The organism is Rhizobium changzhiense (assembly GCF_013087625.1).
In the GTDB taxonomy this organism is placed as follows: domain Bacteria; phylum Pseudomonadota; class Alphaproteobacteria; order Rhizobiales; family Rhizobiaceae; genus Rhizobium; species Rhizobium sophorae.
In genome coordinates, this window is sequence record NZ_JABFCQ010000001.1 from 514,408 (window position 1) to 528,287 (window position 13,880).

Consider the following 13,880-nt stretch of genomic DNA (forward strand, 5'->3'; position numbering starts at 1 on the left):
CCGCCATGGCGGCGAGTCTGGTACCGCTTACTTCGTGGCTTCTTCGTAGCGTTCCAGGACGTAGTCCCAGTTGATCAGGCTGTCGACGAAGGCCTCGAGATATTTCGGGCGGGCGTTGCGATAGTCGATGTAATAGGAATGTTCCCAGACGTCGACGCCGAGGATCGGGGTGGCGCCGTGAACCAGCGGGTTTTCGCCGTTCGGGGTCTTGGAGATTTCGAGCTTGCCGTTCTTGACGGAAACCCAGGCCCAGCCGGAGCCGAACTGGGTGGCGCCGGCATTGGCGAAATCGGCCTTGAACTTGTCGTAGCCGCCGAGATCGGAGGTAAAGGCCGCTTCGAGCTTGCCCGGCAGCTTGTTGCCGCCGCCGCCCTTCTTCATCCACTTCCAGAAATGGATGTGGTTGTAGTGCTGGGCCGCGTTGTTGAAGAGGCCGGCATTGGTGCCGAACGACTTCTTGACGACGTCTTCGAGCGACAGGTCCGAAAGACCGGCTTCGGCGGCGAGCTTGTTGCCGTTGTCGACATAGGCCTTGTGGTGCTTGTCGTGGTGGAACTCCAGCGTTTCCTTCGACATGAAGGGAGCAAGCGCTTCGTAGTCATAGGGAAGTTCAGGCAATTCGAAAGCCATGTCAGATCTCCTCTTGGCAATAGATTGCGTCTCGGCAGGTGTGGCGGAACATAGGAGGGGAAAGGGGGAGAGGCAACCGGCGAATTATCAAAAAACGACCGGCCGGAGGAAAATTTGCCTCAGTTGCAGGGTTGGTGTCGTACGTAGAAATCGCCTGGGCAAATCAATGGAAATACTCGCCCCGAAAACCACTTTGCCCGTTATGGAGATCAACGGAGACCCGATATGAACAGGAATATAATCCAGGCTCTCGCTGCCGCCGTACTGCTTTCGCTGTCAGGTGCGGCGCATGCCTCCTCCGATGACGCCTGGAAGCAGCTCGCCGCGGACGTCGAGGCCAAATGCAAGAAGGCAGCGGTCACGATCGAGAAGCCCAGCGCCACCGTCGATCCCTTTGGCAGCTCGCATTACGGGCTTGCCCTGGTGACCGGCAAGCCGAAGGGCGCCAAGGGGCGGATCGCCCAGATCTGCGTCTACGACAAGCAAAAGAAGACCGTCGAGATCGGCAGCGAACTGGACTCCCAACAGCTTGGGCTGATGCCGGCAAAATAGGCGGCCGGGGAATGCGCACAGGCGCCCCCAAAGCGGTCGCAGGTGAGAATCTGTGCCTTGCGTCACATTTCGTGGGAACCGGAGCCTCCCTTAGGAGTTGAAAGCCTGGCCTTTACGGCGGCTGGCGCTATTTTATGGAAGCGCAGAACCGCTGAAATCTTTGTTTTATGCAATTCCTGGAAACCGCTTTTCACTTTTCCTGGAATTTTCTGGGGAGGTGCCGGCATGTCAGAGCTTCGCAGCAGGGCGGAAGATCAGCAGAAAATCTATCAGCGCTGGGCACCGGTCTATGACCGGGTTTATCGCGGCATACTGCGCGATGGCCACCGCAAGCTTGCAGCCCTCGCCGCCGCGGCCGGCACAGATATTCTGGAGATCGGCGTCGGCACCGGCCTGACGCTCGGGCATTACCCGCGCCACTGCCGCGTGACCGGCATCGACATTTCCGAACACATGATCGCGCGGGCGCGTGAAAAGGCGAAACGCGAAAACCTTGAGCATGTGCAAGCGCTGGAGGTGATGGATGCACATGCGCTCACCTTTGCCGACCGGTCTTTCGATGCGGTCTGCCTGCCCTTCGTCATCACGCTCATCCCCGAACCCGAACGGGCGCTGGACGAATGCGCGAGAGTGCTGAGGCCAGGCGGCGAAATCATCCTTGCCAGCAAGCTTGGCGACGGCGCCGGTCTGCAGGGTGCGATCGAGACGGCAGTGGCGCCGCTGGTGCGTCACATCGGCTGGTCCTCCGCCTTCCGCATTCACCGCATCGTCGCCTGGGCCGAGCGCCGCGGCGATTTTGCCGCGACCGATATCCTGCCGGTCTTTCCTAACGGCTTCTTCAAGATCATCCGGCTGAAGCAACGCGGACTTGCCGACTGAGACCGCAACTTTTTCCCCGCGTCGCCTATTCTGATGCTACCGTTCGCCTGAGGGGACTGCATGACATCGGATTTCTTCTTCTTCATCGTCGTGGGTTTCTGCGCGCAGATCGTCGACGGCGCGCTCGGCATGGCCTTTGGCGTGCTGTCGACGACGAGCCTTCTCGCCTTCGGGGTGCCGGCGGCCAACGCCAGCGCCATGACGCATGTGGCGGAAATGTTCACGACCGCCGCCTCGGGCATCTCGCATGCCTATCATCGCAACGTCGACTGGCGGCTGGTGGCGCGGCTTGCACCGGCCGGCATGATCGGCGGCGCGATCGGCGCCTATCTGCTTTCCAATATCGACGGCAAGGCGATCGAGCCCTTCGTGTCGGCCTATCTGATCGCGATCGGGCTGGTGATCCTCTACAAGGCCTTTCGGCCGCCGCCGAAGCGGGACGTTCGCGACTGGATGGTGCCGCCGGTCGGGCTTTTCGGCGGCGTGCTCGATGCGATCGGCGGCGGCGGCTGGGGGCCGATCGTTACCAGTTCGCTGGTCAGCCGCGGCCACGACCTGAAGCGGGTGATCGGCTCGACCAATTTCACCGAATTCGCGGTGACCCTGACGATTTCCCTGACCTTCATCCTGACGCTCGGCTGGTCGGAACTCGATTCGGCGATCGGCCTGATCATCGGCGGCGTCATTGCCGCCCCCTTCGGCGCGATCCTCGTGAAACGGCTGCCGGTGCAGCCGCTGATGGTGGCGGTGTCGATGATCATCATCGGCACTTCGGCGATGCGGCTCCTGTGAAGACCGCCTCGCCGGGATTACAGATTCCGGCCGAAATAGACATCCACGGAGGCGATCTTGTCGCCGCGGAAGCGAAGGCTCTCGATGTTGCGGAAGCTGCCGCCGTCCCGTTTTTCGGCGCGGTAGCGGATGACTGCCTCGTCGCCGTCGATCGCCAGGAATTCGATGTCAAAGCCGCGGAAGACCGGCTCCTTCGGCCAGCAGCGCTCGAAATAGGTCGCCCGGTCGATGTGGTCGTCGCGCGGACTGGAGAAGGTAAAATCCTCCGTCAACATGGCGCCGACGATATCCTTGCGGTCGTCGAGATAGGCGGCGTAGAGATGACGGACGGTCTGCTCTCGGGATGTGCGCATGTCGGTCATGGCGATGTCCTTGGATTAACCGATTGCATCATGCAATCGGTCATGTTCTAGCACTTTTGCCCGTGAGGGTCCAGATTGCGGCTCTCATTTCCAAAGACAGGTCATCGATGCGAAAGCGCCGTCTTGAAGGATGGGCCATAGCGCGGTTATATCCGTGCGTGCCCGCCCTGGAACGGCGAGCGCATGCACCGCTACGGCCTATGCGCTCGACCTCGAAAAGCTCGATCTTCAGGACAGATTCACCCGCGCCGATCTTATCGCCGCGGCAATGGGCACATCGTTTCATCAGCCGCGCGGAACTTCGCCGCGCGATCAATGCCGAGGCCGAGAGAATGACCGATACGCAATTGGACGCCGCCAGCGCCAGGCCGGGCTCGATCCACTGGAAGCGCAATCTCACCATCTCGCTGATCGGCTCCTTCACCACCATCGTGGCGATGACGCTGCTGCTTCCCTTCCTGCCGCTTTATGTCGAGGAACTCGGCGTCAGCGACCATGCTGACATCGTGCAATGGTCGGGCATCGCCTATGGCGCCACCTTCTTCGCCGCGGCTCTCGTCGCGCCGCTCTGGGGCCGGCTCGGCGATATTTACGGCCGTAAGCTGATGCTGGTGCGGGCCAGCCTCGGCATGACGCTGGCGATCTCGCTGATGGGCATGGCCGGCAATGTCTGGCAGCTGGTGGCGCTGCGCCTCTTCGTCGGGCTTGCCGGCGGTTATGCCTCCGGCTCAATGGTGCTCGTGGCGACGCAGACGCCGAAGGATCGTTCGGCCTGGGCGCTCGGCGTGCTCTCCTCCGGCATCATGGCCGGCAATCTCGTCGGGCCGCTGATCGGCGGCGCGCTGCCGCCCATCATCGGCATCCGCGGCACATTCCTCGCCGCCGGCGGCATGATCTTCCTCGCCTTCCTCGCCACAGCCTTCCTGATCAAGGAGGAGAAATCGCCGGCCCGCAAAAAAGCGGCCAAAGCAAGCGGTGGCTGGAAATCCATTGCCGACAAGCGGCCCGTCATCGCCATGCTGGCGACCGGCATGCTCTTGATGTTTGCCAATATGTCGATCGAGCCGATCATCACCGTCTATGTCGCGCAGCTCGTGCCCGTCGAATCCCAGGTGACGATGGTATCGGGCGTCGTCATGTCGGCGGCCGCCCTCGGCAGCATTCTGTCGGCCTCATGGCTCGGCAAGCTCGCCGACAGGATCGGCCACTGGCCGGTGATTTCAGGCGCGCTTGCCGTCGCCGGGCTATTGCTGATCCCGCAGGCCTTCGTCACCAGCGCCTGGCAGCTGATCATCCTGCGTTTCCTGATGGGCGCAGCACTTGGCGGGCTGCTGCCCTGCATCGCCGCGGTCATCCGCCACAGCGTGCCTGATAGTGCGGCCGGCGGCATTCTCGGGCTCTCGATTTCCTCGCAATATGTCGGCCAGGTGGCCGGCCCGATCCTTGGCGGTTTTGTCGGCGGGCATATCGGCATGCGGGCGGTGTTCCTCGGCACCTCTGTGCTGCTTCTCGCCGGTGCGGCCTATGCCTGGATGGTGCGGCCGAGGGATGCGAAGGCATCCGCCTCGGATTAAAGGCGATGCCGCGAACATGCGGATGGCGTCTCTTTCACACCGCAGGCCCACACCGCCTCGGCCGAACGAGCATCAAAGCGCGCTCACGGCCACCGGCAAAGCGCGCTTGTGGGCGGTCGCCCGATAGGCAGCGAGGATGCGGCGGCGGGCGATCTCGCCGACCGGCTTGCCTTCGAGGAAATCGTCGATCTCGTCATAGCTGACGCCATAGGCCTCCTCGTCGGGGCGCAGCGGCCGCTGGTCCTCGAGATCGGCGGTCGGCACCTTGAACACCAGTTCGTCCGGGGCGCCGAGCCGCTTTGCCAGCAGGCGGACGCGGCGCTTGTTGAGGCCGGCGAGCGGCAGGATATCGGCGGCGCCATCGCCGAACTTGGTGAAGAAGCCCATGACCGCCTCGGCCGCATGATCGGTGCCGATGACGAGGCTGCCCAGCGCCCCGGCCAGGGCGAACTGGGCGATCATGCGCTGGCGCGCCTTGATATTGCCGAGGATGAAATCCTGGCGGCCGGCATCGGCAAAGGCGAGGCCGCCGTCCTGCGCGGCGGCAAGCATCGCATCCGCCGGCGCCTTGATGTTGACCACCATCGCGCGGTCGGCGCCGATCGTTTCCAGCGCCCTCACCGCATCGGCCTCGTCCGCCTGAACACCATAGGGAAGGCGCACGGCAATGAATTCGGCCGCATGACCGCTGTCACGCAGCTCGCGCACCGCCTTTTGAGCCAGCAGCGCCGCCGTCAGCGAATCGACACCGCCGCTGATGCCGAGGACGTAGCCGCGCATGCCGGAGGCGACGAGATAATCCTTGAGGAAAGCGGTTCGCCGTTCGATCTCCCGCTCAGCGTCGATGTCGGCGGCGACACCCAGTTCGCGGATGATCTCGCCTTGTTCGTCGAACAGCACAGTCATAAGCCTCTTCCTCCCCGCGTACGGAATTTCGGCGCCACTATGGCGAAAAGATGGGGGAAGACGAAACCGTTTCGGGCAAACCTGCCATGCATTTTATGCAAGTGGGCGGTTTGGTATCTCGGCGGGTGCAGCCCCCCTCTGCCCTGCCGGGCATCTGCCCCACAGGTGGGGAGATAGGCAAGAAGCCATGCCTCGCCCTCAATTTGCGATTCACGTGATGGCCAGTTGTTTGGGGAAACCATCGCGCCCATCCAATCTCCCTCCTTGTGGGGGAGATGCCCGGCAGGGCAGAGGGGGTGGCGTCGCGCGCCTACCGCACGATCGTGAACAGTTCGACCGGATCGGCAAAACCCTTCAGCCTGTGCACCCCGACGGCCATCACATCCCCTGCCCCGGCCTCCTGACGAAACGGCGCCGACATCAGCACGGCCTCTCCCAGTTCGCTGCAGGCGGTCTGGATGCGGCTGACCAGATTGACGTCGCCGCCGATCAGGGTGAAATCGAGGCGCCGGCCGGAGCCGACATTGCCGTAGCTGACCTCGCCGTAATGCAGGGCGATGCCAGCCTTCACGCCGATGCCCTCATATTGGAAGTGGTCGATCTCCTCGATAATGGCGCGGGCCGATGCCAGGGCGGCGCCGCAGGAATGGGCGGCATCATAACCCGGGAAGAAGGCGAGCACGGCGTCGCCCATGAACTTCAGCACTTCCCCGCCCTCGCGGGTGATGGCCGGCACGATCCTGTCAAAATAGGCGTTGAGCAGCCCGAGCACGGTGCTGCCGGGCAGCCGGTTCGACAGCTCGGTAAAGCCGCGCAGATCGCAAAGCAGCAGGGCTGCCTCCATCGATTCGATCTCGTCGCGGCGGATGCGGCCGGCCAGGATACGGCTTGCCGTCAGCGGGCCGATATAAGTATCGAGCAGGCTGAGCTCGACCTGGCGAAGAATGCGCAACTCGCTGGTGTTGCGCAGCGCCGGTAGGATGCGCTCGATCACCTCGCGCTCGGAGGCGGTGAAGCCGCCCGGCCGCCGCGTGCCGAAGACGGCGGCGCTGACCGGGCCGTCGACATTGCAGAGCGGCGCGATGACGAGTTGCATCAGGCCGCGATCGGCGAAGACATCGATATGCTGCCAGCGGCCATGCACGCTTTCTCTGGTATCGACCACCAGCGGTTCGCGGGTTTCCATGACCTTGCGTAGCGGCGTATTGGCGATGGCGACGCGGGCGCCGTGTTCGCGGTCGTGGATCTCGACCGGCTCGCCCGGCGCCCAGGCGATGGTGCGGCCGATGAACTCAGGATGCAGCGTCATGAGATGCAGCGTCAACCGGTCGACCGGCAGGCCGAGTGCCTGAAGCCGGCGGCCGAGGCCGGAGACCAGCCCCGCTTCGTCGAGCGCGTGGCATTCGTCGCCGGAGAGCCACTCGATGATCGAGAGCAGTGCGCCGACGCTGACGGCATGGCCGGCAGCCCTAGGCTGGAGCCTGTCGGCATCGGGAGCATAGATCGCTGACGTCATGGCTTTCTCCTCCTTGAGGGAGGCAGGGCGCTAGTGGGCGCCGCCGCCGGAGAGTTGACCGGGTTTTTTCAGAAGCAGGGTTGCAAGCAGAGCGACGACCAGAGCGACGCCGAGCAGGAAGAAGGTGTCGCTGAAGGCCATGATATTGGCCTGCTTGCGTATTTTGAGCGCGATGGCGACGACGGCCTTGTGGCCGGCAAGCGCCTGATCGCTGACGCCATGGCTCATGAAATAGCCGGTGAGCCTGGCGATGCGATCGCGGGTGGCTTCCTCGAAGATCGAGACCGAGTGGGTCAGGATGTTCGAGTGGAACTGCTCGCGCTTCGACAGGAAAGTCTGCAGTGAGGCGATGCCGACGGCGCCGCCGAGATTGCGCATCATGTTGAAGAGCGCGGACGCCGAACCGGCATTCTCCCGCTCGATGCCTGCGGTGGCGATCGCCGAGAGCGGCGTGAAGACGAGCGCCTGGCCGATGGCACGGACGATGTTCGGCCAGAACAGCTGATCGCTGGCATAGTCGCCGGTCATGTGCACGTTCATGAAATTCGAAGCGGCGAAAAGGGCAAAGCCGACGACGATCAGCAAGCGGACGTCGAAACGCTTCATCAGCCGCGGCACCAGGGGGATCAGCAGCAGCTGCGGGATGCCGGTCCAGGCGAGAACCATGCCGATCTGCTCGGAATTATAGCCCTGGATGCGGGTCAGATAGATCGGCAGCACGAAGACCGAGCCGTAAAGCGCGATGCCGAGCAGGAAATTGGCGACGATGCCGAAGCCGAAATTGCGGCGCACCAGCAGGCGAAGGTTCAGGAGCGGATTGGCGGTCTTCAGCTCGATGATCAGGAACAGCGTCAGCGAGACGGCGGCGATAACAGACAGGCGGAGGATGAAATCGGAGCCGAACCAGTCTTCCTTGTTGCCCTCTTCCAGTACCGTCTGCAGGGCTGCCAGGCCGATCGCCATGGTGATGATGCCCGGCCAATCACCCTTGGCGAGCAGCTTCAGGTTCATCGGCGCGCGGTCGAGCGAGGCAAAGAGCAGGCCAACCATCAGCGCGCCGGGCACCAGGTTGACATAGAAGATATGTTCCCAGCCCCAGTTCTCGGTGAGGTAACCGCCGATCGTCGGGCCGATCGCCGGCGCGAAGGTGGCAGACAGGGCAAAGAGCGCGAGACCGATCGGCTGCTTGGCCTTGGGCAGCAGCGTGATGATGATTGTGAAGGCCATCGGGATCAGCACGCCGCCGGAAAAGCCCTGTATGGCACGCAGGATGATCATCTGCTGCAGATTGGCCGCGAAGGCGCAGGCGACGGATAAGATCAGGAAGAGGATGGCGTTGGTCAGCAGGTAGTTGCGGAGCGAGAAGACGCGCGCCAGCCAGGCGCTCAAGGGGATAACGACGATCTCGGCGATCAGATAGGAGGTCGAAATCCAGCCGCCGTCATCCGTGCCGGCGCCGATCGCGCCCTGGATATCGGCAAGCGAGGCATTGACGATCTGGATGTTGAGGACGGCCATGAAGGCGCCGAGCGTCGAGCCGACAACGGCTGCCCACATGCGCAGAGGGTTCATGACGGCAGGTGCCGCGGGCGCTGCGGCGGCGGGGCGCGCCAACGAATTGCCGTTTGCGGCGATCTGAAGAGTGGCCATGACCTATCTCCTTCCGGCTCTTGCGGAATATTCTCTCATGCGGGGTTCGGGTGATCATTCAGGGAATGATCGGGATCATTCGGAAAAAGGGGAAAGGATCATCCAGCAGGGTTGGATGATCCCTCCTTAGCTGCCGCGGAGGTCTGCACAGCCTTGGTATCGATTTCAGGCTCGACCGACATGCCCGAGCGCAGCAGGCCGCTCAGCGCCTCGTCGTCGATGACGATCTTGACCGGGATGCGCTGGACGATCTTGGTGAAGTTACCGGTGGCATTGTCCGGCGGCAGCAGCGAGAATTCGAGGCCGCTTGCCGGCGAAACGCTGTCGACATGACCCTTGATCGAGATGTCGGGAAAGCTGTCGACCTTGATCTCGACCGACTGGCCGGGGCTGATATAGGTCAGCTGCGTTTCCTTGAAGTTGGCGACGACATAGACCGCATGCAGCGGCACGACCGCCATCAGTTGCGTACCCGAGGTGACATACTGGCCGACGCGGATCGACCGGGCGCCGACCGTGCCGTCGACGGCGGCGACGATGTCCGTATAGGAGAGGTTGAGCTCTGCCTGCTGGGCGGCGGCTGCCGCACGATCACGCTGGGCAACGGTCTGTTCGCGCTCAGTCTGCAGCACAGGCACCTTATTCTGAGCCGTGACGAGGGCTGCCCGGTCACGCTCGACGGCGGCAGCGGCCTGGTCACGGGCCGACTGGGTCTGTTCGGCGCGAGACTGGGTGCCGGCGCCGTTGGTGATCAGGCGGGCCGAGCGGGCGGCATCGGATACGGCAAAATCGAGCGATGCCTGCGAGGCATCGATCGTCGCCCTCGCCTGCTCGATGACAGATTGCTGCAGGGAGATCTGGGCGTCGATATTGGTGATGGCGGCTTCGGCGGCCTTCACATCGGCTCTCGCCTGCGACAGTGCGGCCTGGAAGTCGCGGTCGTCGATGCGGGCGAGAACCTGACCGGCCTTGACCGCGTCATTGTCGTTGACCAGCACTTGGCTGATATAGCCGGCGACCTTCGGGGCGACAGTGGTGTAATCGGCCTTCACATAGGCATCGTCGGTGGATTCGATGAAGCGGCCGACCGTCCAATAACGGTAGCCGAAATCGCCGGCGAAAGCGACACCGGCAAGCAGGACGGCGGCGATGACGGCGCGCTTGACGATCCTGCGCCCAGTCTTTTTGGGAACGTCCGCGACCGAAGCTTCGGTGACCGGCGCTTCGGAGACAGGCATGGGGGGCGCCTCGGCGGCAGGCGCCCTGGCGGCTTCCTCGGCCAAGATCTGCTCGGCCTCCCTCGCACTTTCAAAAACGTCTTTGCGGGGCAACTCGACCATCGTCATTCTCCTTCACCGTTGGCCAGCTCTGTGAGAGGCCCTGTTCGATGCGAAGGAAAATGCACCCTGACATTCATTTTGATAATCTGCTTAAATCGGGAAGGATCATCAACTCTCAGCGGATAATCCGAGGGCAATATGGATCGGCTGACAAGCCTCACAGTCTTTGGCCGGGTGGTGGAATGCGGCGGTTTTTCCGCGGCCGCGCGCCGGCTCAACATGTCCGTCACCATGGTCGGCAATCACGTGCAATCGCTTGAGGACCGGCTCGGCGTGCGGCTGCTTAACCGCACGACGCGCAAGGTCAGCCTGACGGAAACCGGCAAATATTACTATGAGCGCTCGTCGCAGATCCTGGCCGAACTCGATGAGGCGGACCGGACGGCCGGCGCTCTGAGCACGACGCCGCGCGGCACACTGAAGGTCTATACCAGCAGTGCCATCGTGCGTTTCCTGCTGCCCGTCGTCAGCGAATTTATGGAGCTTTATCCGTCGATCTCACTCGATTTCAGCGTCGGCGAGCGGATGGTCGACATGATCGAGGACGGTTACGACCTGGTGATGCGCACCGTACCGCCGCCGGATTCATCGCTCGTCGCCCGCAAGCTGACGCCGTGGCGCCATATGCTCGTCTGCTCGCCGGCCTATTTCGAGAGCCATCCGATGCCGAAGACGCCGGCCGAGGTCGCCGAGCACAATTGCCTGCAATATGCCTATTATCCCTATGGCGACGACTGGCGCTTCGAGGATGGCGACGGCAACAAGGAAAGCGTCAAGATCAGCGGCAACGTCGTCTCCAACAGCGCCGAGATGCTGCGCTTCCTGACGCTGACCGGGCGGGGCATCTTCCTGGCGCCGAGCTTCGTGGTGTTCGACGACATCGCCGAAGGGCGACTGGTGAATATCATGCCGGACTACAGGCCGGTGGAATTCAACATCAACGCGGTCTATCCCAACCGGAGCCACCTGCCGACGAAGGTGCGGCTGTTCATCGATCTCTTGGCGGAGAGATTTGCGGAACATCGGAAGTGGATGACGTGAGTGGGGCCGCCCGGGTAGGCCTGCTCTCGCATTTTTTCGAATGGGCTCGGGTGTGGCTGGACCCCCCTCTGCCCTGCCGGGCATCTCCCCCACAAGGAGGGAGATTGGTTGGGCGTGATGGCTTCCCCAAACAACTGGCCGTCATATGAATCGTGAACTTAGGGCGAGACATCGCTTCTTGCCGATCTCCCCCCTTGTGGGGGAGATGCCCGGCAGGGCAGAGGGGGGTGGATGCGGATCTCGATTCTGCCAGGGAACGCCCCGGCCCTGCGCTTGCGCTTCGGGCGTTCGGCGCTGCAATCGATTCACTGGATCGATTGCTTCGGCTGCGCCGAACCGCTGCTCACTCTTCGCTCTCACTCCTGCCGTGGGCCCAGTCCATGTAGAGTTCCAGCGCCTTGCGGGTGACCGGGCCTTCCTGCAGGTTGCGGTCGTCGAGGCGGGTGACGCCGACGACTTTGGAATAGTTGCCGGTGGTGAAGATCTCGTCGGCTGCGAGGAAATCCTCGACGGAGAGCGTTGCTTCATGGACGTCGAAACCGGCCTGGCGCAGCAGGCCGATGACCCGGGCGCGGGTGATGCCGGCGAGGAAGGTGCGGTTGGCGGCCGGTGTCATCACCACGCCATCCTTGACCATGAAGACGTTCGAAGAGGCGGTCTCGACGACATTGCCGTTCAGGTCGCGCACCAGCGCATTGTCGAAACCGCGGCTGCGCGCCTCGGCGATCATGCGGCCGCTGTTCGGATAGAGCGAACCGGTTTTCGCCTCGGTCATCGCCGTTTCCGGCGACGGGCGGCGATAAGGCGAGACGGTGAGGCTGGTGCCGCCATGGCCGCCCATCGGAGCCTCGAACAGGCAGAGCGCGAAGCGGGTCGAGTCCGCGTCGACGGAGACGACGCTGCCGGGCGCGCCGTGTTCGCCCCAATACATCGGCTTGATATAGATCGCCGTGGCGCCGTCAAATTTCGCAACGCCTTCCCAGGCAAGTGCGGCGATTTCCTCGGCTGATTTTACCGGCTTCAGGCCCATAGCGAGCGCCGAGCGGTTGATGCGCTGGCAATGCAGATCGAGATCTGGCGCGATGCCGTCGAACCAGCGGGCGCCGTCGAAGACCGTCGAGCCGAGCCACATGGCATGTGAGGTCGGCCCGATCAGCGGTGGGTTGCCGGGGAGCCATTCTCCATCGATATGAGTCCAGGTGGTTGAACGGGGTGATGTATCGACGGCCATGCTGCCCTCCCTATAAAGCCGGCAAAGGAAAAACCTCCGCGGCAAGCCCGGTCAAGGACAAATCCGGGCCGGAAAGACGGAAGCAAGAAAATGCCGGGGAACAGCGTCGGGCCGCAATATTCGTGCGCGGCGAGCCGGCCTTCAGCGATGGGTGCATCAGCAAAAATGATGGAATGGAATGTTGGAACGGCTGGCTGCCACATGCGATGATGGATGGAATCTCAGAGACAGTAAGGGGAAGACGCCGATGAAAGCCATGTTCTACGAAGCCTTCGAGCAGGCGCCCGAAATCCGCACCCTGCCCGATCCGACGCCTGCCGAGGACGGTGTCGTCATATCCGTCGGCGCAAGCGGGCTCTGCCGCAGCGACTGGCACGGCTGGATGGGCCACGATCCGGATATCCGCCTGCCGCATGTGCCGGGACATGAGCTTGCCGGGCGGATCGTCGCCACCGGCCGCGGCGTGATGCGTTTCAAGGTAGGCGACCGGGTGACCGTGCCCTTCGTTTCCGGCTGCGGCCATTGCAGCGAATGCCATTCCGGCAACCAGCAGGTCTGCCCGAACCAGTTCCAGCCGGGCTTCACCCATTGGGGCTCGTTTGCCGAATATGTGGCGATCGATTATGCCGACACCAATCTGGTGCACCTGCCCGATACGATCGACGATGCGACGGCGGCAAGCCTCGGCTGCCGCTTTGCCACCTCGTTTCGCGCCGTCGCCGACCAGGCGCGCACCGGGCCTGGCGAATGGATCGCCGTGCATGGCTGCGGCGGCGTCGGCCTGTCGGCGATCATGATTGCCACCGCCCTCGGGGCGAATGCGATCGGCATCGATATATCCGAGGAGAAGCTCGCCTTCGCGCGGGATTGCGGGGCGGTAGCGACGGTCAATGCATCCGGCGTCGCCGACGTGGCGGAGGCGGTGCGCGAGATCACCAAGGGCGGCGCGCATGTCTCGATCGACGCACTCGGCCATCCCGTCACCTGCTTCAACTCGATCAAGAATCTGCGCCGTCGCGGGCGGCACGTGCAGGTGGGGCTGATGCTTGGTGAACACGCGACGCCGCAAATCCCCATGGCGCAGGTGATCGGCCACGAGCTGGAAATCTACGGCAGCCACGGCATGCAGGCCTGGCGTTACGACGCCATGCTGTCGATGCTCGCCGCCGGCAAGATCGCGCCACAGAAGCTGATCGGACGCCGCGTCAGCCTCGAGGAGGCCGTGCCGGCGCTGATGGCGCTCGACAAGGCTGAGGCCACTGGGATCAGCGTGATTACCCGCTTTTCATGAGGGAGTAGAAGCGAGCAAATAGCAACTTCGTCTGATATGTCTTGCTCCTACTGAAAGAAAGGGAGCGAGACGTTGCCACGAGTCCGCTTCTCCCCAGCGGGGAGAAGATGCCGGCA

The 13,880-nt window shown here is 63.2% G+C and carries 13 protein-coding genes; 6 read left to right on the forward strand and 7 right to left on the reverse strand.

Annotated elements, in window-relative coordinates; genetic code table 11:
- Positions 1-27: 27 nt before the first annotated feature.
- On the reverse strand, positions 28-630 hold the full coding sequence (locus tag G9X68_RS02585; protein ID WP_008528928.1) for a superoxide dismutase: 603 nt from the start codon (positions 628-630) through the stop codon (positions 28-30).
- 225 nt (positions 631-855) lie between these two features.
- Here G9X68_RS02585 and G9X68_RS02590 point away from each other — a divergent pair, with 225 nt between their 5' ends.
- The 3 genes from G9X68_RS02590 to G9X68_RS02600 all read left to right on the forward strand — a co-directional run bounded on the left by G9X68_RS02590 (position 856) and on the right by G9X68_RS02600 (position 2,853).
- The gene (locus G9X68_RS02590) at positions 856-1,182 is read left to right on the forward strand and encodes a hypothetical protein (protein WP_171601148.1); all 327 of its coding nucleotides are present in this window, start codon (positions 856-858) and stop codon (positions 1,180-1,182) included.
- A gap of 225 nt (positions 1,183-1,407) precedes the next feature.
- Positions 1,408-2,061, forward strand: coding sequence for a class I SAM-dependent methyltransferase (locus tag G9X68_RS02595; protein ID WP_168316775.1), 654 nt, complete (start codon positions 1,408-1,410; stop codon positions 2,059-2,061).
- A gap of 60 nt (positions 2,062-2,121) precedes the next feature.
- Positions 2,122-2,853, forward strand: coding sequence for a sulfite exporter TauE/SafE family protein (locus G9X68_RS02600; RefSeq protein ID WP_171601149.1), 732 nt, complete (start codon positions 2,122-2,124; stop codon positions 2,851-2,853).
- A 17-nt stretch (positions 2,854-2,870) separates the two neighbouring features.
- Here G9X68_RS02600 and G9X68_RS02605 read toward each other — a convergent pair whose 3' ends face one another.
- Positions 2,871-3,215, reverse strand: a complete 345-nt coding sequence (locus G9X68_RS02605) for a nuclear transport factor 2 family protein (protein ID WP_171601150.1) — start codon at positions 3,213-3,215, stop codon at positions 2,871-2,873.
- A 332-nt stretch (positions 3,216-3,547) separates the two neighbouring features.
- Between G9X68_RS02605 and G9X68_RS02610 the strand changes: the two genes are divergently transcribed.
- The gene (locus G9X68_RS02610) at positions 3,548-4,789 is read left to right on the forward strand and encodes a multidrug efflux MFS transporter (RefSeq protein ID WP_171601151.1); all 1,242 of its coding nucleotides are present in this window, start codon (positions 3,548-3,550) and stop codon (positions 4,787-4,789) included.
- 72 nt (positions 4,790-4,861) lie between these two features.
- Here the strand turns inward: G9X68_RS02610 and nadE are convergent, their stop codons facing one another.
- The 4 genes from nadE to G9X68_RS02630 form a co-directional block, all read right to left on the reverse strand.
- Positions 4,862-5,695 carry an ammonia-dependent NAD(+) synthetase gene (gene nadE, locus G9X68_RS02615; RefSeq protein WP_171601152.1) on the reverse strand — a complete coding sequence of 278 codons (834 nt, stop codon included), beginning with the start codon at positions 5,693-5,695 and terminating at the stop codon, positions 4,862-4,864.
- A 310-nt stretch (positions 5,696-6,005) separates the two neighbouring features.
- Positions 6,006-7,211, reverse strand: a complete 1,206-nt coding sequence (locus G9X68_RS02620) for an adenylate/guanylate cyclase domain-containing protein (protein WP_171601153.1) — start codon at positions 7,209-7,211, stop codon at positions 6,006-6,008.
- 30 nt (positions 7,212-7,241) lie between these two features.
- Positions 7,242-8,861 (reverse strand): MDR family MFS transporter, encoded by a 1,620-nt coding sequence (locus G9X68_RS02625; protein WP_171601154.1) that lies wholly within the window; start codon positions 8,859-8,861, stop codon positions 7,242-7,244.
- Positions 8,862-8,959: 98 nt separating this feature from the next.
- On the reverse strand, positions 8,960-10,201 hold the full coding sequence (locus G9X68_RS02630) for an HlyD family secretion protein (protein ID WP_171601155.1): 1,242 nt from the start codon (positions 10,199-10,201) through the stop codon (positions 8,960-8,962).
- Positions 10,202-10,339: 138 nt separating this feature from the next.
- Between G9X68_RS02630 and G9X68_RS02635 the strand changes: the two genes are divergently transcribed.
- Complete coding sequence (locus tag G9X68_RS02635; protein WP_171601156.1) at positions 10,340-11,242, forward strand: LysR family transcriptional regulator; 903 nt, start codon at positions 10,340-10,342, stop codon at positions 11,240-11,242.
- A gap of 343 nt (positions 11,243-11,585) precedes the next feature.
- On the opposite strand, the gene G9X68_RS02640 is transcribed toward G9X68_RS02635, so the two are convergent.
- Complete coding sequence (locus G9X68_RS02640) at positions 11,586-12,473, reverse strand: branched-chain amino acid aminotransferase (protein WP_171601157.1); 888 nt, start codon at positions 12,471-12,473, stop codon at positions 11,586-11,588.
- Positions 12,474-12,720: 247 nt separating this feature from the next.
- On the opposite strand from G9X68_RS02640, the gene G9X68_RS02645 reads away from it, so the two are divergent.
- Complete coding sequence (locus G9X68_RS02645) at positions 12,721-13,764, forward strand: zinc-dependent alcohol dehydrogenase family protein (protein ID WP_171601158.1); 1,044 nt, start codon at positions 12,721-12,723, stop codon at positions 13,762-13,764.
- Positions 13,765-13,880 lie beyond the last annotated feature (116 nt).

Excerpts from the sequence above, each read along its gene's own strand:
- G9X68_RS02600 (WP_171601149.1), top strand. The coding sequence starts at position 2,122 with ATGACATCGGATTTCTTCTTCTTCATCGTCGTGGGTTTCTGCGCGCAG.
- G9X68_RS02630 (WP_171601155.1), bottom strand. The coding sequence starts at position 10,201 with ATGGTCGAGTTGCCCCGCAAAGACGTTTTTGAAAGTGCGAGGGAGGCC.
- G9X68_RS02610 (WP_171601151.1), top strand. The coding sequence starts at position 3,548 with ATGACCGATACGCAATTGGACGCCGCCAGCGCCAGGCCGGGCTCGATC.
- G9X68_RS02645 (WP_171601158.1), top strand. The coding sequence starts at position 12,721 with ATGAAAGCCATGTTCTACGAAGCCTTCGAGCAGGCGCCCGAAATCCGC.
- G9X68_RS02635 (WP_171601156.1), top strand. The coding sequence starts at position 10,340 with ATGGATCGGCTGACAAGCCTCACAGTCTTTGGCCGGGTGGTGGAATGC.
- G9X68_RS02590 (WP_171601148.1), top strand. The coding sequence starts at position 856 with ATGAACAGGAATATAATCCAGGCTCTCGCTGCCGCCGTACTGCTTTCG.
- nadE (WP_171601152.1), bottom strand. The coding sequence starts at position 5,695 with ATGACTGTGCTGTTCGACGAACAAGGCGAGATCATCCGCGAACTGGGT.
- G9X68_RS02585 (WP_008528928.1), bottom strand. The coding sequence starts at position 630 with ATGGCTTTCGAATTGCCTGAACTTCCCTATGACTACGAAGCGCTTGCT.
- G9X68_RS02640 (WP_171601157.1), bottom strand. The coding sequence starts at position 12,473 with ATGGCCGTCGATACATCACCCCGTTCAACCACCTGGACTCATATCGAT.
- G9X68_RS02620 (WP_171601153.1), bottom strand. The coding sequence starts at position 7,211 with ATGACGTCAGCGATCTATGCTCCCGATGCCGACAGGCTCCAGCCTAGG.
- G9X68_RS02625 (WP_171601154.1), bottom strand. The coding sequence starts at position 8,861 with ATGGCCACTCTTCAGATCGCCGCAAACGGCAATTCGTTGGCGCGCCCC.
- G9X68_RS02595 (WP_168316775.1), top strand. The coding sequence starts at position 1,408 with ATGTCAGAGCTTCGCAGCAGGGCGGAAGATCAGCAGAAAATCTATCAG.
- G9X68_RS02605 (WP_171601150.1), bottom strand. The coding sequence starts at position 3,215 with ATGACCGACATGCGCACATCCCGAGAGCAGACCGTCCGTCATCTCTAC.